This window comes from Bacillus sp. FSL K6-1106, from assembly GCF_038005245.1.
GTDB classification, from domain to species: Bacteria; Bacillota; Bacilli; order Bacillales; family Bacillaceae; genus Bacillus; species Bacillus altitudinis.
Genome location: NZ_JBBOSV010000001.1, coordinates 2,644,550 through 2,670,813, shown reverse-complemented (window position 1 = coordinate 2,670,813; position 26,264 = coordinate 2,644,550). Strand labels below are relative to the sequence as shown.

Genomic DNA, 26,264 nt, shown 5'->3' with positions numbered 1-26,264 from the left:
GGGCACCTCCTTGTTATTAGCCTTGTTTTTGTTTATGTTTTGGGTTTTCACAGATCACCATTACTTTTCCTTTTCTGCGAATCACTTTACATTTTTCACAGATAGGTTTAACAGATGGTCTCACTTTCATGTGTTTCCAACCTCCTTCTTCCGGAGTTGCTTTATTTGTAACGGTACGTAATTCTACCACGAGTTAAGTCATATGGAGATAATTCTACCGTAACTTTGTCTCCAGGTAAAATGCGAATGAAGTGCATACGGATTTTTCCTGATACATGAGCCAAAACTGTATGACCATTCTCTAGTTCAACTTTGAACATTGCATTTGGCAAAGTTTCTGCTACAGTACCTTCCACTTCAATTACATCGTCTTTCGCCATTCAAGTGTTCTCCCTTCTTCAAATCAGTAACTTGCTCTCTGATAAATGTTCAAATGAGATGTTCTCAATTGTCCATCTATCACCCGACCTGTTTTGAATATACTGTTCTGAACTTCCGGAGATACGCAATCATAAAAGGTTAAATGATTGATATTTTTTCTTAGGAGAATGAATTTACGCTTTTCTCCGTCTGCGATTAGTACATGGCAGCCATCGAACACGCCGATGACAACTGTATACTGATCTTGTTCTTTCCTTGGACTATACAGACAACCTGCCCGATTTGGGCCTGAAAGGCTTCAGTGAAGACCTAAATCTTAGTCAGTATATCAAAACCTGTATCTGTAATCGCAATCGTATGCTCAAAGTGAGCACACTTTTTCCCATCAACCGTTACAACCGTCCAGTTATCAGCCAGTGTTTTCACATATCGGCTGCCTGCGTTCACCATCGGTTCGATGGCCAACACCATTCCAGGTTTGAGCCGTGGGCCTTTGTTCGGCGGACCATAATGAGGAATTTGAGGGTCCTCATGAAGATCCTGTCCGACCCCATGTCCAACATATTCTCTAACAACTGAGAAATTCTCATCTTCAACATACGTTTGTATGGCATGGGAAATGTTTGACAGACGTTCACCTGGCTTTGCTTCCTGTAAGCCCTTATATAGAGATTCCTCTGTGACTTCCAGTAGTTTGCGGTCCTCATCACTGATTACCCCAACTGGATAAGTCCAAGCAGAGTCACCATGATAGCCATTTAACTTTGCGCCGATATCGATACTAATGATGTCTCCATCACGTAAAACCCGTTTACCAGGAATACCGTGAACGAGTTCTTCATTCACCGAAACGCAAATGCTCCCGCGAAAACCATTATACCCTTTAAAAGATGGGATTGCACCCTGCTTTGTAATAAAACGTTCGGCAATTTGATCCAATTCTTTTGTCGAAATACCTGGTTTTATGTGTTTCTTCAGCTCTTCATGAGTCAGTGCGACAATGCGTCCAGCTTCTCTCATAATCTCAAGCTCGCGAGGAGTTTTACAGATAATCATTTATTTAATCCCCCAAGCAGGTCCTTGATATCAGCGTAAACATCGTTAATGTGCTTCGCACCATCAATGTTTGCAAGATATCCTTTTTCTGAATAGAAGTTCAGTAAAGGTTCAGTCTGCTTTAAGTTCACTTCAAGTCTTGTCGAAACGGTTTCTGCATTATCATCTGCACGTTGATAAAGCTCGCCTCCACACTTGTCACAAACATTTTCTTTCGCAGGTGGATTGAATACTAAATGATATGTTGCTCCGCAATCTTTGCAAATTCTTCGGCCAGTCAGACGCTCCATCAAAGCATCTTTATCGACTTTAATATTAATGACATAATCAATCGTTCTGCCAAGGTCCTTTAGAATGTCTTCTAAAGCTTCAGCCTGAGCGACTGTTCGCGGAAATCCGTCCAGAAGAAAACCTTGTTCACAATCATTCTTGCCAAGTCTTTCTCTAACAATACCGATTGTGACCTCATCAGGAACAAGCTCTCCTTTATCGATAAAGGATTTTGCTTCGAGTCCAAGTTGTGTCTCCTCTTTCATAGCAGCACGGAACATATCTCCTGTTGAGATATGAGGGATCCCATAATCATCAACAATTCGTTCTGCCTGAGTGCCTTTACCAGCACCCGGAAGCCCCATTAAGACTAAGTTCATTTCGGATTTCCCCTTCCTTACTTAGAGAGGTTGGGCAGGAGCCCAGCCCTCTGTTTTATTTCATAAATCCACGGTAGTTTCGTTTCACTAATTGGCTTTCAAGCTGTTTCATTGTTTCAAGTGCAACACCTACAACAATGAGAAGACTTGTGCCGCCAATTTGTGCAGCGGAAGGTAATCCAGCGAATTGAATGAAAAAGATAGGAAGTATTGAAATCACGGCTAAGAAAATGGCGCCCACAAACGTGAGTCGGTACAAAATGCTCGTAATTCTATCTTGAGTCATTTTCCCTGGACGAACTCCCGGGATATAGCCACCCTGCTTTTGCAGATTTTCAGCCATTTGTTCAGGGTTTACTTGGACAAAGGCATAAAAATATGTGAAAGCAACAATCAGTGCTACATAAATCGTCATACCGATTGGCTTAGTATAGTCAAAGTTGTTAGTTATCCAGGTTGTCACATTATTTGTTCCGAAGAACGATGCGATCGTCTGCGGAGTAATAATGAACGAAACGGCAAAGATGACTGGAATCACCCCTGCTGGATTCACTTTCAATGGAAGGTGCGTTGCTTGACTAGCAGACATTTGTGCACGGCCAGTTCCTTTTGAATATTGAATTGCAATCTTTCTCACTGCCATTTGAATGTAAATAACACCGATAACAATGACAAGAATAGCAATCACAATAAGGGCAATTTTCAGGATTTGCATGAACAGCTGTCCATCTCCACCTACAAATTGCTGAGCGTACACTTGCTTTAATGTTTGAGGGATTCCTGCGATGATACCGGCAAAGATAATAATCGAAATACCGTTACCAACACCGTGAGCAGTAATCTGCTCTCCCAGCCACATTAAAAATGCTGTTCCCGCAGTGAGCACGACCGCAATTAAGAGATACGTTGAAACACCTGGGTTTTCAATCAGCATGCCTCCTGCCATATTGTTAAATCCATATGACATTCCTAACGCCTGGATAAATCCTAGAACAATTGTAAAATACCTTGTGAATTGTGCTAATTTTCGGCGGCCAACCTCTCCTTGCTTTGACCACTCAGTAAACTTCGGTACAACATCCATCTGCAAGAGCTGGATGATGATCGAAGCAGTGATATACGGCATAATCCCCATTGCAAGAATGGAGAATTGGAAAAGTGCCCCGCCCCCAAACGTGTTGAGGATTCCGAAAACACTCATTTGATCCTGTGCCTGGAGAACTTCGGCGTTCACATTAGGCACAGGGATGAAAGCACCTATACGAAAGACGACTAACATTAAAAGTGTAAATATAATCTTATTCCGTATATCTTTCACGCGCATAAAATTGGAGATTGTCTTAAACAAGTTAGATCACCTCGGCTGTACCGCCAGCAGCTTCAATCGCTTCTTTAGCAGAAGCAGAGAATTTATTGGCTTTTACAGTTAATTTTTTTTCTAATTTACCGTTGCCAAGAATTTTTACTCCTGCTTTTAACTTGCTTATTGCACCAGTCTCTAGAAGAAGTTCAGGAGTGACTTCCGTTCCTTCGTCAAAACTGTTTAATCTGTCTAAGTTGATTACCGCGTAATCTTTACGGTTGATGTTTGTAAAACCACGTTTTGGAAGGCGTTGGAATAAAGGCATTTGACCACCTTCGAATCCAGGGCGTACACCGCCGCCAGAACGAGCGTTTTGACCTTTATGACCTTTACCAGAAGTTTTACCGTTACCTGATCCAATACCACGACCAACACGGTTGCGTACTTTACGTGAACCTTCTGAAGGCTTCAATTCATGAAGTTTCATTTGGGCACCTCCTTATCGATTAAAAATGTTTTATTGTTCTTTAACAGAAACTAAATGAGACACCTTGTTAATCATGCCGCGGATCGCTGCATTGTCTTCATGTACGACTGTTTGGTTTGTTTTCTTTAGACCAAGAGTACGAACAGTGACACGCTGATCTTCCGGGCGACCGATTACACTGCGTTTGAGGGTAATTTCTAATTTATTTGCCATTATTGTTCCCTCCTTATCCTAACAGGTCTTCTACAGATTTTCCACGAAGCTTCGCTACATCTTCAGCACGTTTAAGTTCACTTAAACCTTGAAGTGTTGCGCGGATCATGTTGATCGGTGTATTAGAACCTAGAGATTTAGAAAGGATATCAGCTAGACCAGCAAGCTCAAGTACCGCACGCACTGGGCCTCCAGCGATAACTCCTGTACCTTCTGAAGCAGGCTTCAATAGAACGTTTCCTGCACCGAATCGACCGATGATTTCATGTGGAATTGTAGTTCCAACCATTGGTACTTCAATTAAATTCTTTTTCGCGTCTTCAACAGCTTTGCGGATCGCTTCTGGTACTTCTTGTGCTTTACCAGTACCGAATCCTACATGACCGTTTTTGTCACCGACAACAACTAAAGCTGCAAAACGGAAACGACGTCCACCTTTAACAACTTTCGCTACCCGGTTAACCGTAACTAAGCGTTCTTCTAACTCTAATTTGCTTGGGTCAATACGACTCATTCGGATGTGTCCCTCCTTCTTTTATTAAAATTTAAGTCCAGCCTCACGAGCAGCTTCAGCTAGAGCTTTTACACGTCCATGATATAAGTATCCTCCGCGGTCAAATACCACGTTAGAGATGCCTTTTTCAACAGCACGTTTTGCAACAAGTTCGCCAACTTTAGTAGCAGCTGCAGCGTCAGAACTATTCTCGATCTTTAACTCTTTATCAAGAGTAGAAGCACTTACAAGTGTTACACCGTTAACATCATCAATTACTTGAGCGTAGATGTTCTTGTTAGAACGGAAAACGTTAAGGCGAGGTCTTTCAGCAGTACCTGAAAGTTTCGCACGAACACGAGCGTGTCTTTTAAGACGAGTAGCGTTTTTGCTAGTTTTCGTAATCATCCGAGTCACTCCTTTCTTCACATTAAGCGATCTTACTTACCAGTTTTTCCTTCTTTACGGCGAACGAATTCACCTTCGTAACGAATTCCTTTACCTTTGTAAGGCTCTGGAGCACGGACAGCGCGGATGTTAGAAGCTAGAGCTCCTACACGCTCTTTATCGATACCTTTAACGATTACTTTCGTTTGAGATGGAACTTCTACTTCTACTCCAGCCTCAGGAACGATTTCAACTGGGTGAGAGTATCCAACGTTAAGAACAAGTTTGTTTCCAGATTTAGCTGCACGGTAACCGACACCGATTAGTTCTAAACCTCTTTCGAAACCTTTAGATACACCTTCAACCATGTTTGCAATTAAGCTACGTGTTGTACCATGTAATGCACGGTGTTCTTTATTTTCAGACGGACGGCTTACAGTTAAGACGTTGTCCTCAATTTTAATTTCCATATCAGGGTGAAATGCACGAGTTAGTTCACCTTTTGGTCCCTTTACTGTCACTGTGTTATCGTTGTTTGTCACAGTTACTCCTGAAGGGATCTCGATTAGCTTTTTACCTATACGAGACATACCAAGCACCTCCATTCATCTTAAACTTTTTTTACCATACGTAAGCAAGTACTTCTCCACCAGCTTGTTTAGCACGGGCTTCTTTGTCCGATAAAACACCTTGTGATGTAGAAATAATTGCGATTCCAAGTCCGTTAAGTACACGTGGTACTTCATTTGATTTCGCATATACGCGTAAACCAGGTTTACTGATTCTTTTAAGACCAGTGATAACACGTTCGTTGTTTTGGCCGTATTTAAGGAACAAACGGATAATTCCTTGTTTGCTGTCTTCGACGTACTCAACGTCACGGATAAAACCTTCACGCTTTAAAATTTCAGCAATTTCTCTTTTGATTTTTGAAGCCGGTACTTCTAGCTTCTCATGACGTACCATGTTCGCATTGCGAATACGAGTCAGCAAATCTGCAATCGGATCTGTCATAACCATTATTTAATAACCTCCTTCCCATTTATGGGGATTACCAGCTGGCTTTTTTAACGCCAGGAATTTGTCCTTTATATGCAAGTTCGCGGAAACAAATACGGCAAAGTTTAAACTTGCGAATTACTGAATGTGGACGTCCACAACGTTCGCAGCGCGTATACTCTTGAACTTTAAACTTTTGTTTGCGTTGTTGTTTCGCAATCATAGACTTTTTAGCCACGATTTCGCCTCCCTTTCATTGATTATTTCTGGAACGGCATACCTACTTGAGTTAATAACTCACGTGCTTCTTCATCCGTGTTGGCAGTCGTAACGATAACGATATCCATACCGCGGACTTTTGTTACTTTATCGTAATCAATTTCTGGGAAGATTAACTGTTCTTTAATACCAAGCGTGTAGTTTCCACGACCGTCGAAAGATTTCTTAGAAATCCCGCGGAAGTCACGTACACGTGGTAAAGATACAGAAATAAGTTTATCAAGGAAATCGTACATGCGCTCTCCGCGAAGTGTTACTTTCGCACCGATTGGCATTCCTTCACGTAGACGGAATCCAGCAATAGACTTCTTCGCACGAGTAACGACAGGTTTTTGACCAGCGATAAACGTTAATTCTTCAACAGCAGTATCGATTGCTTTAGCGTTTTGAACGGCGTCACCAACACCCATGTTGATCACGATTTTTTCGATTTTTGGCACTTGCATTACTGATTTGTATTCAAACTTAGAAACTAATGCAGGTGTAATTTCTTTTACATACTTTTCTTTAAGGCGGTTCATGAGAAAGACCTCCCTTCCTTATTTACTATTTATCTAGAACTTGCCCAGATTTTTTCGCTACACGGACTTTCTTTCCGTCCTCAACTTTATATCCAATACGTGTCACTTCACCCGTTTTAGGATCAAGCGGCATTACGTTTGATACGTGGATCGGCGCTTCTTGTTCAGAAATTCCGCCTTGAGGGTTAGCTTGGGTTGGTTTAGAGTGTTTTTTCACAAGGTTAATACCTTCTACTAAAACACGGTCCTTTTTAGGGAAAGCAGCAAGGATGACACCTTGTTTACCTTTATCTTTACCAGAGATAACCACTACTTTATCGCCCTTTTTAACATGCATTTAATCGCACCTCCTTGAGTCGCGGATTGTATTCATTAAAGTACTTCTGGTGCTAAAGAAACAATTTTCATATAGTTGTTTTCACGAAGTTCACGTGCTACTGGTCCGAAGATACGAGTTCCACGTGGGCTCTTGTCGTCACGGATGATGACACATGCATTTTCATCAAAACTGATGTAAGATCCATCGTTTCTGCGAGCTCCGCTCTTAGTACGAACGATAACTGCTTTCACAACTTCACCTTTTTTGACAACGCCTCCTGGTGTTGCTTGTTTAACCGTACAAACAATGACATCACCGATGTTAGCCGTTTTACGTCCAGAGCCACCAAGAACTTTAATCGTTAGTACTTCGCGTGCGCCAGAGTTGTCAGCTACTTTTAAACGAGTCTCCTGTTGAATCATTAATGTTACCTCCCTTCGGAAAAAGAAATCCGAACTTTATTAGATAATAACAGCTTCTTCGACAACTTCAACTAGACGAAAGCGTTTAGTCGCAGATAATGGACGAGTTTCCATGACCTTTACGATGTCTCCGATTTTTGCTTGGTTGTTTTCATCATGTGCTTTGAACTTTTTAGAGTATCTTACACGTTTGCCATAAAGTGAATGCTTTTTGTATGTTTCAACTACAACAGTGATGGTTTTATCCATTTTGTCAGAAACAACACGACCTTGATACACTTTACGTTGGTTACGTTCGCTCATGTTTGCGGGGCCTCCCCTCTAATTATTATTTATTAGCAGCGATTTCTCTTTGACGAATCACAGTTTTCATGCGTGCGATTGATTTACGCACTTCACGAATGCGAGCAGTGTTTTCAAGCTGCCCAGTCGCTAATTGGAAACGAAGATTGAAAAGTTCTTCTTTAAGAGACTTTACTTTTTGTTCAATTTCAGCAGTGGTAAGGTCACGAATTTCATTAGCTTTCATTTGATTCACCACCAATTTCTTCACGTTTTACGAACTTCGTTTTAATTGGCAATTTGTGAGATGCAAGACGAAGAGCTTCACGAGCAACTTCTTCAGACACACCAGAAATTTCAAATAAAACTTTGCCCGGTTTTACTACAGCTACCCAGCCTTCTGGAGCACCTTTACCGGAACCCATGCGGACCTCTAGAGGTTTTGCTGTGTATGGCTTAGAAGGGAAAATTTTGATCCAAACTTTACCGCCACGTTTCATGTAACGAGTCATAGCAATACGAGCAGCTTCGATTTGACGGTTAGTGATCCAAGAAGCTTCAAGAGCTTGGATACCGAACTCACCGAAATGTACTTCAGTGCCGCCTTTTGCACGACCACGCATTTTTCCACGATGTTCTCTGCGATACTTCACGCGTTTTGGCAATAACATATTATTTTCCTCCTTCCGCAGTATTCTTCTTAGTTGGAAGGACTTCTCCACGATAGATCCATACTTTTACGCCAAGCTTACCATAAGTAGTATCAGCTTCAGCAGTAGCATAGTCGATGTCAGCACGAAGTGTGTGCAATGGAACAGTACCTTCACTGTAATATTCAGAACGAGCAATATCTGCACCGCCAAGACGACCAGAAACCATTGTTTTGATTCCTTGTGCTCCAGCACGCATTGTGCGTTGGATTGTTTGTTTTTGTGCACGACGGAATGAAATGCGATTTTCAAGTTGACGAGCGATGTTTTCAGCAACTAGCTGAGCATCAAGATCTGCTCTCTTGATTTCAAGAATGTTGATGTGTACACGTTTGCCAGTTAGGCTGTTAAGAGCTTTACGAAGTGCTTCAACTTCAGATCCGCCTTTACCAATTACCATACCTGGTTTAGCCGTGTGGATTGTGATATTTACGCGGTTTGCAGCACGTTCGATTTCTACTTTAGAAACAGACGCGTCAGACAAACGCTTGCTGATGAATTCACGGATTTTCAAGTCTTCATGTAAGAAGTCAGCGTAATCTTTTCCTGCGAACCATTTAGATTCCCAATCACGAATGACGCCAATACGAAGACCTACTGGATTTACCTTTTGACCCACGGATTATCCCTCCTTCTTTTCTGATACAACGATTGTAATGTGGCTAGTACGTTTGTTAATTGCGCTCGCACGACCCATAGCACGTGGACGGAATCTCTTAAGTGTTGGACCTTCGTCAACGAATGCTTGAGTAATCACTAGGCTGTTAGCATCCAACTCGTAGTTGTGCTCAGCATTTGCGATAGCAGATTTTAATACTTTTTCAATAATTGGTGAAGCAGCCTTAGGCGTAAGGTTTAAGATAGAAACTGCTTCTCCTACTTGCTTACCTCGGATCAGGTCCATTACTAGACGTGCTTTACGAGGAGCAATACGGACTGTTCTTGCGACAGCTTTAGCTTGCATTTAAAAGCCTCCTCTCATTAGCGTCTTGTTTTTTTATCGTCACTAGCATGACCTTTGTAAGTACGGCTTGGTGCGAATTCGCCCAATTTGTGACCTACCATATCTTCAGAAATGAAAACAGGTACATGTTTGCGTCCGTCATAGACAGCGATTGTGTGACCGATGAATTGTGGGAAAATTGTAGAACGACGAGACCAAGTTTTTACGACTTGCTTTTTGTCAGTTTCATTCAATTTCTCGACTTTAGCCATCAAATGATCATCAACAAATGGTCCTTTTTTTAAGCTGCGAGCCATTGTGGAACCTCCCTTCGTGATTGAACTACGGTCCTAAATGAACCGTAGACAACCCCGTTACTTGTTTTTACGACGACGTACAATGAATTTATCAGACTTGTTGGTTTTCTTACGAGTCTTGAATCCAAGAGTCGGTTTACCCCATGGAGACATTGGTGATTTACGTCCGATTGGAGCGCGTCCTTCACCACCGCCGTGTGGGTGATCGTTAGGGTTCATTACAGAACCACGAACTGTTGGGCGTACGCCTTTCCAGCGAGAACGTCCAGCTTTACCGATGTTGATTAGTTCGTGTTGTTCGTTTCCAACTTGACCGATAGTCGCACGGCAAGCAGAAAGGATCATGCGTACTTCACCAGAGTTCAAACGTACAAGAACGTATTTACCTTCTTTACCTAGAACTTGAGCAGAAGTACCAGCAGAACGAACTAATTGTCCACCTTTACCTGGTTTTAATTCAATGTTATGCACAACTGTACCAACTGGGATGTTGATAAGTGGAAGAGCATTACCTGGTTTGATGTCAGCTTCTGGTCCAGAAGTAACTTCAGTACCAACTTGGATTCCTTTCGGAGCAAGAATGTAACGTTTCTCACCATCTGCATAGTTTACAAGAGCGATGTTCGCTGAACGGTTTGGGTCATACTCGATTGTAGCAACGCGTCCAGGTATACCGTCTTTATCACGCTTAAAGTCGATGATACGGTATTGACGTTTGTGACCGCCACCTTGATGACGAACAGTCAATCTACCTTGGTTGTTACGTCCGCCTTTTCTGTGAAGCGGTGCAAGCAACGATTTTTCTGGTTTGTCAGTCGTGATTTCAGCAAAATCTGAAGTAGTCATGCCACGACGACCATTACTGGTTGGTTTATACTTTTTAATCGCCATTTTGAATTTCCCTCCTTCTTTTTAAGATTTACGCTTCAAAAATTTCGATTTCTTTGCTGTCAGCAGTTAATTTCACGATCGCTTTTCTGCGACGGCTAGTCATACCAGTGTAGCGTCCAACGCGTTTTGATTTACCTTTGTAGTTTTGAACGTTGACTTTCTCAACTTTCACTCCAAAGATTTCTTCAACAGCGTCTTTCACTTCTGTCTTGTTAGCTCTGACATCAACTTCGAACGTGTACTTCTTCTCTGTCATTAGATCAGCAGAACGTTCAGTAATGATAGGGCGCTTTAGAACATCACGAGGATCTTTCATTATGCAAGTCCCTCCTCTACTTTTTCAACCGCTGCTTTAGTGATCAGAAGTTTGTCGTGGTTGACAACGTCAAGAACGTTGATACCGTTAGCTTCAACAACTGTTACTCCAGGGATGTTACGAGCAGATAAAGCAACTGTTTCGTTTGCATCCGCAGTGACGATCAACGCTTTCTTCTCAACAGATAACCCTTTAAGGATCCCTGCGAATTCTTTCGTTTTCACTGCATCAAGAGTAAGATCTTCAAGAACGATGATGTTGTTGTCGATTACTTTAGAAGACAATACTGACTTGATAGCCAAGCGGCGAACTTTTTTAGGTAATTTATAAGAATAGCTGCGTGGTGTTGGACCGAATACGATACCGCCTCCGCGCCATTGTGGTGAACGGATAGAACCTTGACGAGCACGACCTGTACCCTTCTGTCTCCAAGGTTTACGACCCCCGCCACGTACTTCAGAACGAGTTTTTACTTTGTGAGTTCCTTGACGTAAGGAAGCTCTTTGCATAAGAATAGCATCGAATACTACGCTTTCGTTTGGCTCAATTCCAAACACAGAAGCGTTTAATTCGATTTCACCGTTAGTAGAACCGTTTTGGTTATATAATGCTACTTTTGGCATGACTGTTTCCTCCTTTCCTAAGAGAGTTATTTAGTTTTAACTGCACTCTTTACAGTTACTAGAGATTTTTTAGCTCCTGGTACGTTTCCTTTGATCAAAAGAAGATTGCGTTCTGCATCAACTTTAACGATCTCAAGATTTTGGACAGTGATTTGCTCTCCGCCCATACGTCCTGGAAGAAGTTTACCTTTGAATACTCGGTTTGGATCAACAGGTCCCATTGAACCAGGACGACGGTGGTAACGTGAACCGTGAGTCATTGGTCCGCGTGATTGTCCGTGGCGTTTGATAGCCCCTTGGAATCCTTTACCTTTTGATGTTCCTGTTACATCTACGATATCTCCATTTGCGAAAATATCAACTTTGACTTCCTGACCAACTTCATACGCATCTAACTCCACACCGCGTAATTCTTTTACGAAGCGCTTAGGAGCAGTTTCCGCTTTAGCAACGTGGCCTTTCTCTGGTTTGTTAGAAAGCTTCTCACGTTTGTCGTCAAAACCGATTTGGATTGCTTCATAGCCATCCGTGTCAGTAGTCTTCTTCTGAAGAACAACGTTAGCAGCAGCCTCAACAACAGTTACAGGGATAAGATCACCGTTTTCTGCGAATACTTGCGTCATACCAATTTTTCTACCTAAGATTCCTTTGGTCATTCGTCACACCTCCTATAATATGTGTTTTCTATTTGAATTAAAGTTTGATTTCGATATCTACACCGGATGGTAAATCTAAACGCATAAGTGCATCAACTGTTTGCGGAGTTGGATTCACGATGTCGATTAGACGTTTGTGAGTACGCATCTCGAATTGCTCACGAGAATCTTTGTACTTATGCACCGCACGAAGGATTGTGTAAACTGATTTTTCAGTTGGAAGCGGGATTGGACCAGATACACTAGCACCAGAACGCTTAGCCGTTTCAACAATCTTCTCAGCAGATTGATCAAGAATTCTATGATCATATGCTTTTAAACGAATACGAATTTTTTGTTTTGCCATTATTTTCCCTCCTTTTCGCCTACTTACGTTAGACAGTTCTCCGTGAGAAAAACCTGATCACCTTGCCATGGCAAAGCGGCCGGGTGTGTCAGCAACCTCTCACTTCATCGCAGTCAAAGACCAACATGCACTATTGTACCAAATTGGCCTGCGTGTTGCAATAATAAATCGGATAAATTTATGATTTGCACACTTTTCATATTATACAGGGGTTCAGCCTATAAATCAAGCTTTCCCTGAAGATGATGTGTAGCTGTCTTCCTGACGATACGAATAAATTCTTCTGGCTCTTCAATATGCGGAGAATGCGCAGATTCTTTAAAAGTAAACCACTCTTTTATTGGTGCTGTAAGTTGATCAACATATGGTTTTGATACAGCAGCTGGTGTAATCATGTCATGTTCCCCGATGATAAAGTAGCAAGGTATTAATATAGAAGAAACTCGGTATTGAATGCTTTCGTTCATCAGCTCGTCCCACAGCAAATCCTGGCTATACTTCTGTCCCATAAGGAATTTCCACTTATCTTTTAGCTGATAATGCTTACTAACAAGAAATGCATACAGCATTTGAAAAAGTGGCTTCCACCTATGCGTGAGCCCTACTTTTGCGAACTCTTTGTATAGAGAGAACAAAGCATGAGCAGAGGTGCGTTTCCAAGGGGGCGGTGTCAGCAATTTTAGGCATCTACTGAAGAAATGCTTGCCTTGATATTTTTTTAGAAGAAGTTCGTACGATACAATATCCTCTTTTAATACATCAACCACCTGACTAATTCCATAATAGGCATGATACAAATCTGGTCGTTTATGTACAGCTTGTATCGCTATTAATGATCCCCATGAATAACCTGCAATGTATATTTTCGTTTGATCATTATAAGAAAGCAGTTTTTCTGTAAGCTCAATCGTATCCTCTACGAATTGCCCAATGGTCATAGAAGACTCAGGAATGTTTTTTTGATAAGACAATCCTGCACCGCGCTGGTCCCAATGAACAACAGTGAAGTCTTGATCAAGTTCCTTATGAAAGGAATCGATATAACTCATTTGAGCTGAGCCTGGGCCACCGTGTAAAAATAATAAAACAGGTTTTGTTTTTTCTGCTTGATCTTCTTTTATCATAATCCATTGATCAAGACCGCCAATCGGCCACTTTTTCAACATTGTCTTCGCCATTCCAGTGATCCTCTCGGTTCCATTTAGATTCTATAGCTTATAGTAGCCGTTATGCACTGGAAAAGCAAAAAAAGAGACCCTTTTGCAAGGAGTCTCTTTTAACTGTTATTACTTAATGATAGTAGAAACGACGCCAGAACCTACAGTACGTCCACCCTCACGGATAGAGAAACGAGTTCCTTCTTCGATAGCGATAGTAGAGATAAGTTCAACTTCCATCTCAGTGTTATCGCCAGGCATTACCATTTCAGTACCTTCTGGAAGATGTACGATACCAGTTACGTCAGTTGTACGGAAGTAGAACTGTGGACGGTAGTTAGTGAAGAATGGAGTATGACGTCCACCCTCTTCTTTAGAAAGTACATAAACTTCAGCTTTGAAACGGCTATGTGGAGTGATTGTACCTGGTTTAGCAAGTACTTGACCACGTTGGATATCTTCACGAGATACACCACGAAGTAGTGCACCGATGTTGTCACCAGCTTCAGCATAGTCAAGAAGTTTACGGAACATTTCAACACCTGTAACAGTTGTTTTACCGTTTTCTTCTTGAAGACCGATGATTTCAACTTCGTCACCGACTTTAACTTGTCCACGCTCAACACGACCAGTAGCAACTGTTCCACGACCAGTGATTGAGAATACATCCTCAACTGGCATCATGAATGGCTTCTCAGTGTCACGCTCTGGAGTTGGGATGTACTCATCAACCGCATCCATAAGTTCGAAGATTTTTGCTTCGTAATCAGCATCACCTTCAAGAGCTTTAAGAGCAGAACCTTTGATAACTGGTACATCGTCACCAGGGAAGTCATAGTCAGAAAGAAGGTCACGAACTTCCATTTCAACAAGTTCAAGTAACTCTTCATCGTCAACCATGTCACATTTGTTAAGGAATACTACGATGTAAGGAACACCTACGTTACGAGAAAGTAGGATGTGCTCACGTGTTTGTGGCATTGGACCATCAGCAGCAGATACTACTAAGATCGCGCCGTCCATTTGAGCAGCACCAGTGATCATGTTTTTAACATAGTCAGCGTGTCCTGGGCAGTCTACGTGTGCATAGTGACGAGTTTCAGTTTCATACTCAACGTGTGCAGTTGAGATTGTGATTCCACGCTCGCGCTCTTCTGGAGCACCATCGATTTGGTCATAAGCCATAGCTGTACCTTTACCAGATTTCTTATGAAGAACTGTTGAGATAGCAGCAGTTAGAGTTGTTTTACCATGGTCAACGTGTCCAATTGTACCAATGTTAGCATGCGATTTGGAACGGTCGAATTTTTCTTTAGCCATTCTAAAAATCCTCCTTAAAGGTTCATTGTATTTGGTATGAGTGATAGAAAGTGAAGAGTTACCTCCCACTTTCTGATCTTCAATAGTAGTTATACTTTAGTTTAAAGGCAAAATCAATTATTCACCTTTATTTTTTTTGATGATTTCTTCACTGATGCTCTTAGGCACTTCTTCGTAGTGATCCATGTGCATAGTGAAAGTACCGCGTCCTTGTGTGTTAGAACGGAGTGCAGTTGCATATCCGAACATTTCAGAAAGTGGAACCATAGCGCGAACAACTTGAGCGTTACCGCGAGCTTCCATACCTTCTACACGTCCACGACGAGATGTGATATCACCCATGATGTCTCCCATGTATTCTTCTGGGATAACGACTTCTACTTTCATCATTGGCTCAAGTAGAACTGGGTTACATTTGCTGACAGCATTTTTCAATGCCATAGATGCAGCAATTTTAAACGCCATTTCGTTAGAGTCAACATCGTGGTAAGATCCATCGAATAATTTTGCTTTGATGTCGATTAATGGGAATCCAGCTAATACACCATTTTCTAGTGAATCTTCAAGACCTGCTTGAATTGCTGGAATGTATTCACGTGGAACAACCCCACCGACGATTGCATTTGTGAATTCGAAGCCTGCGCCTTCTTCGTTTGGTTCGAATTCGATCCAAACGTGTCCGAACTGACCGCGTCCACCAGACTGACGTACGAATTTACCTTCAACTTTTGCACTAGAACGGAATGTTTCACGGTACGCAACTTGAGGAGCACCTACGTTAGCTTCAACCTTGAACTCACGCTTCATACGGTCAACAATGATATCAAGGTGAAGCTCACCCATACCAGAGATGATCGTTTGACCAGTTTCAGTGTTTGTTTGTGTACGGAATGTTGGATCCTCTTCAGCTAGTTTAGCTAAAGCGATACCCATTTTATCTTGGTCAGCCTTAGATTTAGGCTCGATAGCTACATCGATAACTGGTTCTGGGAATTCCATAGACTCAAGGATAACAAGATTTTTCTCGTCACAAAGAGTATCACCAGTAGATGTATCTTTAAGACCAACAGCTGCTGCGATATCCCCTGCATATACAGTAGAGATTTCTTCACGGCTGTTTGCGTGCATTTGAAGGATACGTCCAACACGCTCACGCTTGTTCTTAGAAGAGTTCTTCACGTAAGAACCAGAATCAAGTGTTCCAGAGTATACGCGGAAGAAAGTTAGTTTCCCAACATAAGGGTCAGTCATAACTTTAAATGCAAGAGCTGCGAATGGTGCGTCATCAGTAGACTCACGTACAACCTCTTCATTTGTATCTGGCAATGTACCTTTGATTGCAGCAACATCAGTTGGTGCAGGAAGGTAGTCAAGCACAGCGTCAAGTACAAGCTGAACACCTTTGTTTTTGAAAGCAGATCCAACAAGAACTGGGTAGAATTCAACATTCAAAGTTCCTTTACGGATAGCAGCTTTCAATTCAGGAATTGTGATTTCTTCACCCTCAAGGTATTTTTCCATAAGCTCTTCATCAAGCTCAGCGACAGCTTCAATTAAGCTGCTGCGAAGCTCTTCAGCTTTGTCTTTATACTCAGCAGGGATTTCTTGTGCATCAGAGCGAGTTCCAAGGTCATCTTCGTAGAAGTATGCTACGTTTTCTACAAGGTCGATGATTCCTTCGAATTGATCTTCAGCGCCGATCGGCAATTGAATTGCATGAGCGTTCGCTTGAAGACGATCTCTTAATGTGCTTACAGAGTAAAGGAAGTCCGCACCGGTTTTATCCATTTTGTTAACGAATACGATACGAGGTACTCCGTAAGTTGTTGCTTGGCGCCAAACTGTTTCAGTTTGAGGCTCTACACCTGATTGTGCATCAAGAACAGCAACCGCACCATCAAGTACACGCAAAGAACGTTCAACTTCAACAGTGAAGTCTACGTGTCCTGGTGTATCAATGATGTTTACACGGTAACCTTTCCATTGTGCTGTAGTAGCAGCAGAAGTGATTGTAATACCACGTTCTTGCTCCTGCTCCATCCAGTCCATTTGTGAAGCTCCTTCGTGAGTTTCACCAATTTTATGGATACGACCAGTGTAGTACAAGATACGCTCAGTCGTTGTCGTTTTACCGGCATCGATGTGAGCCATGATACCAATATTACGAGTTTTGTCTAAGGAGAACTCTCTTGCCATTGGGTAATTTCTCCTTCCTTATTAGGGAATAGTTTTTTTAGTTTGGTATAAATCCTACCAGCGGTAGTGAGCGAATGCTTTGTTCGCTTCTGCCATTTTGTGTGTATCTTCACGTTTCTTAACAGCAGCACCAGTGTTGTTAGCTGCGTCAAGGATTTCGTTAGCAAGACGCTCTTCCATCGTTTTTTCTCCACGAAGACGAGCGTAGTTTACTAACCAGCGAAGACCTAAAGTCGTACGACGATCTGGGCGAACTTCTACAGGAACTTGGTAGTTAGCTCCACCTACACGACGTGCTTTAACTTCAAGAACTGGCATGATGTTTTTCAAGGCTTGTTCGAAAACCTCCATCGCTTCATTACCAGTACGTTCTTTGATGATATCAAATGACTTGTAGAGAATAGTTTGTGACTTTCCTCTTTTACCGTCGATCATCATTTTGTTGATCAAACGAGATACAAGTTTAGAATTGTAAATTGGATCTGGCAAAACGTCTCTTTTTGCTACAGGACCTTTACGTGGCATCTGAATAGCCTCCCTTCTCTTTTAAAAGGATTTCTATCTGTCTTTCATCTCAATTTCATTGTCAGCTGCCTGACTCCACTGATCTGAACTCAACTTCTAAAAACCCTTATGTTTGTTTATATTATTTGCTTTGTTTAGGGCGTTTTGTTCCGTATTTAGAACGTCCTTGCATACGACCGTCAACTCCGGCAGTATCAAGCGCACCACGAACGATGTGGTAACGTACACCCGGTAAGTCTTTTACACGTCCGCCACGGATAAGTACTACACTGTGCTCTTGTAGGTTATGTCCGATACCAGGAATGTAAGCTGTTACCTCAATCAGGTTAGACAAACGTACACGAGCATATTTACGTAGTGCTGAGTTTGGTTTTTTCGGTGTCATTGTACCGACACGAGTACAAACCCCGCGCTTCTGTGGAGATGTTACGTTAGTGTGCTCTTTTTTGAAACTGTTGTATCCTTTGTTAAGTGCAGGAGACTTTGAGTTTTCAACTTTACTCACGCGTCCTTTGCGTATTAGCTGATTAATTGTAGGCATGTTGTTATTCCTCCCTTCATTACTTTTTTTATAACCCACATACCCAGGTGGTTCATCAAAAGGCAAAAAACAATGCTTTTGCATTTTAAGCATGCAAAAACAAAACAAGTACGCTATAACATAATGGCAACAGCTGCTGCCCCAACTTCAATTCCGCAGGCCTTGCCGAGCTTTTTCATGGAATCTACCACTAAAATGTCTACACCCTTCTCTTGCGCTAGTTTCATTACACTAGCGGTTAAAGCAGGATCAGCATCTTTCGCTACGACGATTTCCTTCACTGAATCTCGTTTCAGAGCTTTTACTGTTTGCTTCGTACCAATAATAATGGATTGAGCCTGTGATACTTTATCATAAGACATCGAATATCCTCCAAAGTAACAGGTTTTATTTTGAGCACCTTGGTTATATTATCATCATGGCAGAAGGATGTCAATATCGTTTGACAGATTATCTTGACATCCTTCACCATTTTTTGATGATTTTTAAAGAAATCTTAAGAGAAAGATTACTCTACAGGAACCATATCGTCAGACGGCTGCACTTGTGAAACCGGCTTAACTTTACGGTAGTTTGGCATTCCAGTTCCAGCAGGAACAAGTTTACCGATGATGACATTCTCTTTCAAGCCAAGCAGTTCATCACGTTTTCCTTTGATCGCCGCATCTGTTAGGACACGAGTCGTTTCTTGGAAGGATGCTGCAGACAAGAATGAGTCTGTTTCAAGCGATGCTTTTGTAATACCAAGAAGAACTGGACGGCCTGTTGCAGGACGTTTGCCTTCGAATAGTACTTTTTTGTTCGCTTCTGTGAACTGGTGTACATCAAGAAGTGTGCCTGGTAATACATCTGTATCCCCTGCATCAGCGACACGCACTTTACGAAGCATTTGGCGAACCATAACTTCTACGTGCTTATCTCCGATTTCTACCCCTTGCATACGGTATACTTTTTGTACTTCATGAAGCAGATATTCTTGAACAGCTGTCATGTCAGTCACTTTAAGAAGTTCTTTCGGATCGATTGAACCTTCTGTCAGTACTTGACCACGAGTAACTTTGTCACCTTCAACAACTTTCAGACGTGCATTGTAAGGAGCTGTGTAAGAGCGAGTTTCAACTTCGCCTTGAACCACAATTTCCTGTTGCTTGTCACGAACATCGTTAATTTCAGCAACGACACCATCAATTTCAGAAATGGTTGCCTGCCCTTTCGGATTACGCGCTTCAAATAACTCTTGGATACGAGGTAAACCTTGAGTGATATCGTCTCCTGCTACCCCACCGGTGTGGAACGTACGCATTGTAAGCTGTGTTCCTGGCTCACCGATCGATTGTGCAGCGATGATTCCAACTGCTTCACCGACTTCAACGTCAGTACCAGTTGCAAGGTTACGGCCGTAGCATCGTTTACATACACCATGAGGCGTGTTACATGTAAATGCAGAACGGATCCATACTTCCTCGATTCCTGCTTCAACTACTTCAAGTGCTTTATCTTCATCAATTAGTTCGTTTTCGCCAACAATGACTTCGCCCGTTTCAGGATGAACAATTGGTTTTCTTGCAAAACGTCCGATAAGACGTTCTTCAAGTTTCTCAATAATTTCATTTCCTTCTTTAATGGACTTCGCCAAGATTCCACGGTCTGTACCGCAATCTGTTTCACGGATGATAACATCCTGCGCAACGTCAACGAGACGACGCGTGAGGTAACCAGAGTCAGCTGTTTTAAGAGCTGTATCGGCAAGACCTTTACGCGCTCCGTGAGTGGAAATAAAGTATTCCAATACGGTTAAACCTTCACGGAAACTAGATTTAATCGGAAGTTCAATGATACGTCCAGCCGGGTTGGCCATCAGACCACGCATACCAGCCAGCTGAGTGAAGTTAGATGCGTTACCACGCGCTCCAGAGTCACTCATCATGTAGATAGGGTTGACTTCATCAAGGGACTTCATCAGTTTACCTTGGATGACATCTTTAGAAGAACTCCAGATCGAAATGACTCTCTCGTAACGCTCTTCTTCAGTAATCAAACCACGTCTGAATTGCTTCATGACGTTATCTACTTTTGCTTGCGCTTCTTCGAGGATCTTCTGTTTATCATCTAATACGACGATATCAGACACCCCAACCGTAATACCCGCTTTAGTAGAGTATTTGAAACCAAGATTTTTCATGCGGTCAAGCATTTTAGATGTCTCAGTGATATGGAATCTCTTAAAGATTTCCGCAATGATTTTACCTAAAATACCTTTTTTGAACGGCGCATTGATTTCTTGTTTCTCGATCGCAGCTTTGACATCTTCACCTTTTTCAAGGAAGAAGCGGTCAGGCGTTTTTTCTTCAATATTGCTCTTTGTCGGCTCATTCATGTAAGGGAATGATTCCGGTAAGATTTCGTTAAAGATTAGTTTTCCAACTGTTGTAATCAACAATTTAGAACGCTGTTCATCAGTGAATGTCACATTCTTCAACGAGTTAGCTGCAACAGCTACACGTGTATGAAGATGCACATACCCATTTTGATAAGCTAGAAGGGCTTCGTTCGTATCTTTGAAGACCATACCTTCTCCGATAGCACCTTTACGCTCAAGTGTAAGGTAGTAGTTACCTAGCACCATATCCTGAGATGGCGTAACAACAGGTTTTCCATCTTTCGGGTTCAAAATGTTTTGAGCAGCAAGCATTAAGATACGAGCTTCAGCTTGAGCTTCAGCAGATAATGGTACGTGAACCGCCATTTGGTCACCATCAAAGTCAGCGTTGTAGGCAGTACATACAAGTGGATGCAGACGAATTGCGCGTCCTTCCACAAGTGTAGGTTCAAACGCTTGAATACCAAGTCTGTGAAGAGTTGGTGCACGGTTTAGTAAGACTGGATGCTCACGAATCACTGATTCTAAAACATCCCAAACTTCCGGCTGCACGCGCTCAATCTTACGTTTCGCGCTCTTAATGTTGTGAGCTAATCCTTTTTCAACAAGCTCCTTCATCACGAATGGTTTGAATAGTTCAAGAGCCATTTCTTTCGGAAGTCCACACTGATACATTTTCAAATGTGGTCCAACGACGATAACGGAACGTCCAGAATAGTCAACACGTTTACCAAGCAAGTTTTGACGGAAACGTCCTTGTTTCCCTTTCAGCATGTGAGAAAGAGATTTCAATGGTCTATTTCCTGGTCCTGTTACTGGTCGGCCTCTACGTCCATTATCAATCAAGGCATCGACAGCTTCTTGAAGCATACGCTTCTCGTTCTGAACGATGATGCTTGGCGCGCCAAGATCTAATAAACGTTTCAGACGATTGTTACGGTTGATGACACGACGATAAAGGTCGTTCAAGTCAGAAGTAGCAAAACGTCCACCATCAAGCTGAACCATTGGACGTAATTCTGGTGGAATAACCGGAAGTACATCAAGGATCATCCAAGACGGTTTGTTTCCTGAGTTACGGAAAGCTTCCAACACTTCAAGGCGTTTGATCGCACGTGTACGACGCTGTCCTTGAGCTGTTTTCAGCTCTTCTTTGAGTGTATCTACTTCTTTCACAAGATCGATATCTTGAAGAAGTTTGTTAATTGCTTCTGCACCCATAGCTGCTTGGAAGGTGTTACCGTATTTATCTAAATAAGCACGGAATTCTTTCTCAGAAAGAAGTTGTTTCTTCTCAAGCGGTGTGTTGCCCGGATCAGTCACGACGTAAGAAGCGAAGTAAATCACTTCTTCTAACGCACGTGGTGACATATCTAGAACAAGACCCATACGGCTTGGGATACCTTTGAAATACCAAATGTGGGAAACTGGGGCAGCCAGTTCGATATGCCCCATTCTCTCACGACGGACTTTTGCCCGTGTTACTTCTACACCACAACGGTCACATACAACACCCTTATAACGAACGCGTTTATACTTTCCACAATGACATTCCCAGTCTTTTTGCGGTCCGAAGATACGTTCACAAAAGAGACCATCTTTTTCCGGTTTCAGTGTACGATAGTTAATCGTTTCAGGCTTTTTCACTTCACCAAAAGACCAAGAACGGATTTTATCAGGTGATGCGAGACCGATGTTCATATACTCAAAATTGTTCACATCTAGCAAGGGGCCTACCTCCCTTTTAATCTTCGGGTTATACCCTAGTCACTTGCTCTAATCGTTTCTGCTATTCTTTTGTGACTGCGTCACGTTCAAGATCGACAGGTGCGAGGTCTGCAGCATCTTCGTCATTAGATAACGCTAATCCGTCTGCTTTCTTCGTTTCCTCATCGTCTTCTAAATCTCTCATTTCTATCTCTTCTTCATCGCCAGATAGGATTTTCACATCCATACCTAAACTTTGAAGTTCTTTAATTAATACTTTGAATGATTCAGGGACACCTGGTTCAGGTACGTTATCCCCTTTGACGATGGCTTCGTATGTTTTCACACGACCCACAACGTCATCCGATTTAACTGTTAAGATCTCTTGAAGTGTATATGCTGCACCGTAAGCTTCAAGTGCCCATACTTCCATCTCTCCGAAACGCTGTCCACCAAACTGTGCTTTACCGCCCAGTGGCTGCTGCGTAACAAGTGAGTATGGTCCAGTTGAACGAGCGTGAAGTTTATCGTCAACCATGTGAGCCAGTTTGATCATGTACATGATTCCGACTGATACACGGTTATCGAATGGTTCACCAGTTCGACCGTCATAAAGGACTGTTTTCGCATCACGGGACATACCTGCTTCTTCAAGCGTTTCCCAAACATCTTCCTCACGCGCACCATCAAATACTGGTGACGCAATGTGGATCCCTAAGTAACGTGCAGCCATACCCATATGAAGCTCAAGTACCTGACCGATATTCATACGAGATGGTACCCCTAGAGGGTTTAACATGATATCAATCGGTGTTCCATCTGGAAGATACGGCATATCTTCTTCTGGAAGGATTTTGGAGATAACCCCTTTGTTACCATGTCGTCCGGCCATTTTGTCACCTTCAGAAATTTTACGCTTCTGAACGATGTATACACGGACTAACTGGTTAACACCTGGTGGTAATTCATCTCCATCTTCACGGTTAAAGACTTTGACATCGTGGATGATTCCGCCGCCGCCGTGTGGTACACGTAGAGACGTATCACGTACTTCACGAGCCTTTTCACCGAAGATTGCATGTAATAGACGTTCTTCAGCTGTTAGTTCTGTTACACCTTTAGGCGTTACTTTCCCGACAAGAAGGTCTCCGTCTTTTACTTCTGCACCAATACGGATGATTCCACGCTCGTCAAGGTTGCGTAAAGCATCTTCCCCAACGTTTGGAATATCACGCGTAATTTCTTCTGGTCCAAGCTTTGTATCACGAGCTTCTGATTCATATTCTTCAATATGAATAGAAGTGTAGACGTCATCTTTTACAAGGCGCTCACTCATAATGATCGCATCCTCATAGTTGTAACCGTCCCAAGTCATGAAGCCGACCATGACGTTACGTCCTAGAGCCAATTCACCTTTTTCCATAGAAGGACCGTCTGCAAGGATTTCTCCTTTGACGACTTCATCTCCAACACTTACAATTGGGCGCTGGTTGTAGCAAGTCCCTTGGTTAGAGCGGACAAATTTCAGCAAGCTGTATTTGTCTAGGTTTCCTTTGACTTGTTGTCCGTCAACGTCTTCATAACGGCGAACCCAAATATTCTTCGCTTCAACACGTTCTACAACACCTGGGTAACGACAGATCACAGCAGCACCAGAGTCTTTACCTGATACATACTCCATACCTGTACCAACAATCGGTGATTCCGGCTGCATCAAAGGCACAGCCTGACGTTGCATGTTCGCTCCCATTAGAGCACGGTTAGAGTCATCGTTTTCTAAGAATGGGATACATGCTGTCGCTGCAGAAACAACCTGCTTCGGCGAAACGTCCATGTAGTCAACGCGGTTTCGAGGAACAACGGTGTTTTCCCCTCTGAAACGAGCGATAATGTTATCATCGATAAACGAACCATCATCAGCTAGCTGAGCGTTCGCTTGTGCTACAACGTAGTTATCCTCTTCATCAGCGGTTAAGTAATCGATTCTCGGCGTCACTTTACCTGTTTCAGGATCAACCCGACGGTAAGGTGTTTCGATAAATCCGAAGCGGTTCACTTTCGCAAATGAAGATAGAGAGTTGATCAAACCAATGTTTGGACCCTCTGGTGTTTCAATCGGACACATACGACCATAGTGAGAATAGTGAACGTCACGAACTTCCATTCCTGCACGCTCACGTGTCAAACCACCCGGTCCAAGCGCTGATAGACGACGTTTGTGTGTCAATTCAGCAAGCGGGTTTGTTTGATCCATGAACTGAGAAAGCTGAGAGCTACCAAAGAACTCTTTGATAGAAGCGATCACAGGACGGATGTTGATCAGCTGCTGAGGTGTGATCGTGTTCGTGTCTTGAATCGACATTCTTTCACGAACCACACGCTCCATTCTGCTTAAACCAATACGGAATTGGTTTTGCAGAAGTTCACCTACAGAACGCAGACGACGGTTACCAAGGTGATCGATATCATCTGTGTCACCTACTCCATGAAGCAGGTTAAAGAAGTAACTGATTGAAGCAATGATGTCAGAAGGCGTGATGTTCTTCACAGCTTCCTCTACATATGCATTACCAATCACGTTGATCACTTGCTCGCCTTCTTGATCAGTTGGTGCATAAATCTTGATAGATTGAAGTTCTACTTCATCCTCTACTACGCCACCGTTTGGATAAAGCTTTCTAAATCCGATGCCGTTTTCTAAGTATGGAAGAACTTTATCAAGCACTCTTCTATCTAAAATTTGACCTTTTTCTGCTAGGATTTCACCTGTTTCAGGATCAACTAGCGTTTCAGCCAATTTTTGATTGAATAGTCTATTTTTAATGTGAAGCTTCTTATTAATCTTGTAGCGTCCAACATTTGCTAGGTCATATCTCTTCGGATCAAAGAAGCGAGAGTCTAGCAAGCTTTTCGCATTTTCAACAGTTGGCGGCTCTCCGGGACGAAGACGCTCGTAGATTTCGAGAAGTGCTTTATCAGCATTCTCTGTATTGTCTTTTTCCAACGTGTTGCGTAAGTATTCATTCTCGCCAATGAGGTCAAGAATCTCTTGATCAGAGCTGAAGCCGAGAGCACGCAAAAGAACCGTAACCGGCAACTTACGTGTGCGATCGATGCGTACATAGACTACATCCTTCGCATCAGTTTCGTATTCTAACCATGCGCCACGGTTTGGAATGACAGTCGCAGTAAAACCTTTTTTACCGTTTTTGTCTACTTTACCACTGAAATATACACTTGGAGAACGTACTAACTGAGAAACGATTACACGTTCCGCACCATTAATGATAAAAGTACCTGTGTCTGTCATGATTGGGAAATCACCCATAAACACATCTTGGTCTTTTACTTCTCCAGTTTCTTTGTTAATTAAACGAACTTTTACTCTTAGTGGAGCAGAGTAAGTTACATCACGTTCTTTTGATTCTGCTACAGGATACTTAGGATCCCCTAGGCTGTAATCAATGAATTCAAGAGAAAGGTTACCAGTAAAATCCTCAATTGGGGATATATCTTGAAACATCTCTCTAAGACCCTCATCAAGAAACCACTGATAAGAAGAGGTTTGAATTTCAATGAGATTTGGTAATTCTAACACTTCGCTTATGCGTGCGTAGCTTCTGCGCTGGCGGTGTCGTCCATACTGAACTAGTTGACCTGTCAACTGATTCACCCCTCAAATCATGCGTATTATATGTGTAAAAAGTATTTCTGTCTTTCAAATGTCAGTAAAGAAATACTTTTACAAGACAAAAGAAAAAAGGGTTTCTAAAATAAGAAAACCACATCCAAAAACAAATACCGATTTTATTAGTTTTCCCAAGTATGCATAATTTATACAAAA

At 42.3% G+C, this 26,264-nt stretch carries 34 protein-coding genes; all 34 read right to left on the bottom strand.

Translation table 11 applies throughout. The features are described from left to right. Window positions 1-16 precede the first annotated feature (16 nt). Window positions 17-130 carry a 50S ribosomal protein L36 gene (rpmJ, locus tag MHI20_RS13960; RefSeq protein WP_003156543.1) on the bottom strand — a complete coding sequence of 38 codons (114 nt, stop codon included), beginning with the start codon at window positions 128-130 and terminating at the stop codon, window positions 17-19. A 31-nt stretch (window positions 131-161) separates the two neighbouring features. Continuing rightward, a complete protein-coding gene (gene infA, locus MHI20_RS13955; protein ID WP_003217190.1) occupies window positions 162-380 on the bottom strand; it encodes a translation initiation factor IF-1 in 219 nt (72 codons plus the stop codon). A gap of 310 nt (window positions 381-690) precedes the next feature. Beyond that, window positions 691-1,437 (bottom strand): type I methionyl aminopeptidase, encoded by a 747-nt coding sequence (gene map / locus MHI20_RS13950; protein WP_017359166.1) that lies wholly within the window; start codon window positions 1,435-1,437, stop codon window positions 691-693. Beyond that, window positions 1,434-2,087 carry an adenylate kinase gene (locus MHI20_RS13945; protein ID WP_007496336.1) on the bottom strand — a complete coding sequence of 218 codons (654 nt, stop codon included), beginning with the start codon at window positions 2,085-2,087 and terminating at the stop codon, window positions 1,434-1,436. Before MHI20_RS13945 ends, map begins: the two co-directional genes overlap by 4 nt. 55 nt (window positions 2,088-2,142) lie before the next feature. After that, window positions 2,143-3,435, bottom strand: coding sequence for a preprotein translocase subunit SecY (gene secY, locus MHI20_RS13940; protein WP_007496334.1), 1,293 nt, complete (start codon window positions 3,433-3,435; stop codon window positions 2,143-2,145). A 1-nt stretch (window position 3,436) separates the two neighbouring features. Next, a complete protein-coding gene (gene rplO, locus MHI20_RS13935) occupies window positions 3,437-3,877 on the bottom strand; it encodes a 50S ribosomal protein L15 (protein ID WP_003216888.1) in 441 nt (146 codons plus the stop codon). A gap of 30 nt (window positions 3,878-3,907) precedes the next feature. After that, window positions 3,908-4,090, bottom strand: coding sequence for a 50S ribosomal protein L30 (gene rpmD, locus MHI20_RS13930; RefSeq protein WP_003217067.1), 183 nt, complete (start codon window positions 4,088-4,090; stop codon window positions 3,908-3,910). Window positions 4,091-4,103: 13 nt separating this feature from the next. Then, window positions 4,104-4,604 (bottom strand): 30S ribosomal protein S5, encoded by a 501-nt coding sequence (gene rpsE, locus MHI20_RS13925; RefSeq protein WP_007496332.1) that lies wholly within the window; start codon window positions 4,602-4,604, stop codon window positions 4,104-4,106. 24 nt (window positions 4,605-4,628) lie between these two features. After that, window positions 4,629-4,991 carry a 50S ribosomal protein L18 gene (rplR, locus tag MHI20_RS13920; RefSeq protein ID WP_003216951.1) on the bottom strand — a complete coding sequence of 121 codons (363 nt, stop codon included), beginning with the start codon at window positions 4,989-4,991 and terminating at the stop codon, window positions 4,629-4,631. A gap of 32 nt (window positions 4,992-5,023) precedes the next feature. After that, window positions 5,024-5,560, bottom strand: coding sequence for a 50S ribosomal protein L6 (gene rplF / locus MHI20_RS13915; protein ID WP_008345395.1), 537 nt, complete (start codon window positions 5,558-5,560; stop codon window positions 5,024-5,026). A 31-nt stretch (window positions 5,561-5,591) separates the two neighbouring features. After that, entirely contained in the window at window positions 5,592-5,990 is a 399-nt protein-coding gene (gene rpsH, locus MHI20_RS13910; RefSeq protein ID WP_007496327.1) for a 30S ribosomal protein S8, read from the bottom strand. A gap of 31 nt (window positions 5,991-6,021) precedes the next feature. Further along, window positions 6,022-6,207 (bottom strand): 30S ribosomal protein S14, encoded by a 186-nt coding sequence (rpsN, locus tag MHI20_RS13905; RefSeq protein WP_008356542.1) that lies wholly within the window; start codon window positions 6,205-6,207, stop codon window positions 6,022-6,024. A 22-nt stretch (window positions 6,208-6,229) separates the two neighbouring features. After that, a complete protein-coding gene (gene rplE, locus MHI20_RS13900) occupies window positions 6,230-6,769 on the bottom strand; it encodes a 50S ribosomal protein L5 (protein WP_003217159.1) in 540 nt (179 codons plus the stop codon). Window positions 6,770-6,794: 25 nt separating this feature from the next. Further along, a complete protein-coding gene (gene rplX / locus MHI20_RS13895; protein ID WP_007496325.1) occupies window positions 6,795-7,106 on the bottom strand; it encodes a 50S ribosomal protein L24 in 312 nt (103 codons plus the stop codon). Between the two features lie 35 nt (window positions 7,107-7,141). Then, window positions 7,142-7,510, bottom strand: a complete 369-nt coding sequence (gene rplN / locus MHI20_RS13890; RefSeq protein WP_003216882.1) for a 50S ribosomal protein L14 — start codon at window positions 7,508-7,510, stop codon at window positions 7,142-7,144. A 39-nt stretch (window positions 7,511-7,549) separates the two neighbouring features. Beyond that, complete coding sequence (gene rpsQ, locus MHI20_RS13885) at window positions 7,550-7,813, bottom strand: 30S ribosomal protein S17 (protein WP_003216906.1); 264 nt, start codon at window positions 7,811-7,813, stop codon at window positions 7,550-7,552. Between the two features lie 25 nt (window positions 7,814-7,838). After that, window positions 7,839-8,039 carry a 50S ribosomal protein L29 gene (rpmC, locus tag MHI20_RS13880; RefSeq protein WP_003217155.1) on the bottom strand — a complete coding sequence of 67 codons (201 nt, stop codon included), beginning with the start codon at window positions 8,037-8,039 and terminating at the stop codon, window positions 7,839-7,841. Next, window positions 8,029-8,463 carry a 50S ribosomal protein L16 gene (rplP, locus tag MHI20_RS13875; RefSeq protein WP_003225801.1) on the bottom strand — a complete coding sequence of 145 codons (435 nt, stop codon included), beginning with the start codon at window positions 8,461-8,463 and terminating at the stop codon, window positions 8,029-8,031. Before rplP ends, rpmC begins: the two co-directional genes overlap by 11 nt. Before the next feature lies 1 nt (window position 8,464). After that, window positions 8,465-9,121 (bottom strand): 30S ribosomal protein S3, encoded by a 657-nt coding sequence (gene rpsC, locus MHI20_RS13870; protein ID WP_003217241.1) that lies wholly within the window; start codon window positions 9,119-9,121, stop codon window positions 8,465-8,467. Between the two features lie 3 nt (window positions 9,122-9,124). Beyond that, on the bottom strand, window positions 9,125-9,466 hold the full coding sequence (gene rplV / locus MHI20_RS13865) for a 50S ribosomal protein L22 (RefSeq protein WP_007496316.1): 342 nt from the start codon (window positions 9,464-9,466) through the stop codon (window positions 9,125-9,127). 17 nt (window positions 9,467-9,483) lie between these two features. After that, entirely contained in the window at window positions 9,484-9,762 is a 279-nt protein-coding gene (rpsS, locus tag MHI20_RS13860; protein WP_003216920.1) for a 30S ribosomal protein S19, read from the bottom strand. A gap of 57 nt (window positions 9,763-9,819) precedes the next feature. Further along, window positions 9,820-10,653, bottom strand: a complete 834-nt coding sequence (gene rplB / locus MHI20_RS13855; protein ID WP_007496314.1) for a 50S ribosomal protein L2 — start codon at window positions 10,651-10,653, stop codon at window positions 9,820-9,822. A 28-nt stretch (window positions 10,654-10,681) separates the two neighbouring features. After that, window positions 10,682-10,969, bottom strand: coding sequence for a 50S ribosomal protein L23 (gene rplW / locus MHI20_RS13850; protein ID WP_003217016.1), 288 nt, complete (start codon window positions 10,967-10,969; stop codon window positions 10,682-10,684). Then, window positions 10,969-11,592 carry a 50S ribosomal protein L4 gene (rplD, locus tag MHI20_RS13845; RefSeq protein WP_024425598.1) on the bottom strand — a complete coding sequence of 208 codons (624 nt, stop codon included), beginning with the start codon at window positions 11,590-11,592 and terminating at the stop codon, window positions 10,969-10,971. The genes rplW and rplD overlap by 1 nt, the downstream gene beginning before the upstream one ends. A gap of 26 nt (window positions 11,593-11,618) precedes the next feature. Further along, window positions 11,619-12,248 (bottom strand): 50S ribosomal protein L3, encoded by a 630-nt coding sequence (gene rplC / locus MHI20_RS13840; RefSeq protein ID WP_007496311.1) that lies wholly within the window; start codon window positions 12,246-12,248, stop codon window positions 11,619-11,621. Window positions 12,249-12,285: 37 nt separating this feature from the next. Further along, window positions 12,286-12,594, bottom strand: coding sequence for a 30S ribosomal protein S10 (gene rpsJ / locus MHI20_RS13835; RefSeq protein ID WP_003156464.1), 309 nt, complete (start codon window positions 12,592-12,594; stop codon window positions 12,286-12,288). Between the two features lie 218 nt (window positions 12,595-12,812). Continuing rightward, complete coding sequence (locus MHI20_RS13830) at window positions 12,813-13,772, bottom strand: alpha/beta fold hydrolase (RefSeq protein WP_340938976.1); 960 nt, start codon at window positions 13,770-13,772, stop codon at window positions 12,813-12,815. Window positions 13,773-13,880: 108 nt separating this feature from the next. Beyond that, window positions 13,881-15,071, bottom strand: coding sequence for an elongation factor Tu (tuf, locus tag MHI20_RS13825; protein WP_007496302.1), 1,191 nt, complete (start codon window positions 15,069-15,071; stop codon window positions 13,881-13,883). 117 nt (window positions 15,072-15,188) lie between these two features. Further along, window positions 15,189-17,267: an elongation factor G gene (fusA, locus tag MHI20_RS13820; RefSeq protein ID WP_007496301.1), complete on the bottom strand. Its 2,079-nt coding sequence runs from the start codon at window positions 17,265-17,267 to the stop codon at window positions 15,189-15,191. A gap of 54 nt (window positions 17,268-17,321) precedes the next feature. After that, on the bottom strand, window positions 17,322-17,792 hold the full coding sequence (gene rpsG, locus MHI20_RS13815) for a 30S ribosomal protein S7 (RefSeq protein WP_003216884.1): 471 nt from the start codon (window positions 17,790-17,792) through the stop codon (window positions 17,322-17,324). Window positions 17,793-17,913: 121 nt separating this feature from the next. Beyond that, a complete protein-coding gene (gene rpsL, locus MHI20_RS13810) occupies window positions 17,914-18,333 on the bottom strand; it encodes a 30S ribosomal protein S12 (RefSeq protein ID WP_003216962.1) in 420 nt (139 codons plus the stop codon). Between the two features lie 113 nt (window positions 18,334-18,446). Next, entirely contained in the window at window positions 18,447-18,695 is a 249-nt protein-coding gene (locus MHI20_RS13805; protein ID WP_008345416.1) for a 50S ribosomal protein L7ae-like protein, read from the bottom strand. 146 nt (window positions 18,696-18,841) lie between these two features. Beyond that, window positions 18,842-22,441, bottom strand: a complete 3,600-nt coding sequence (gene rpoC, locus MHI20_RS13800) for a DNA-directed RNA polymerase subunit beta' (protein ID WP_007496298.1) — start codon at window positions 22,439-22,441, stop codon at window positions 18,842-18,844. A 61-nt stretch (window positions 22,442-22,502) separates the two neighbouring features. Further along, window positions 22,503-26,084: a DNA-directed RNA polymerase subunit beta gene (gene rpoB, locus MHI20_RS13795; RefSeq protein ID WP_024425866.1), complete on the bottom strand. Its 3,582-nt coding sequence runs from the start codon at window positions 26,082-26,084 to the stop codon at window positions 22,503-22,505. Window positions 26,085-26,264 lie beyond the last annotated feature (180 nt).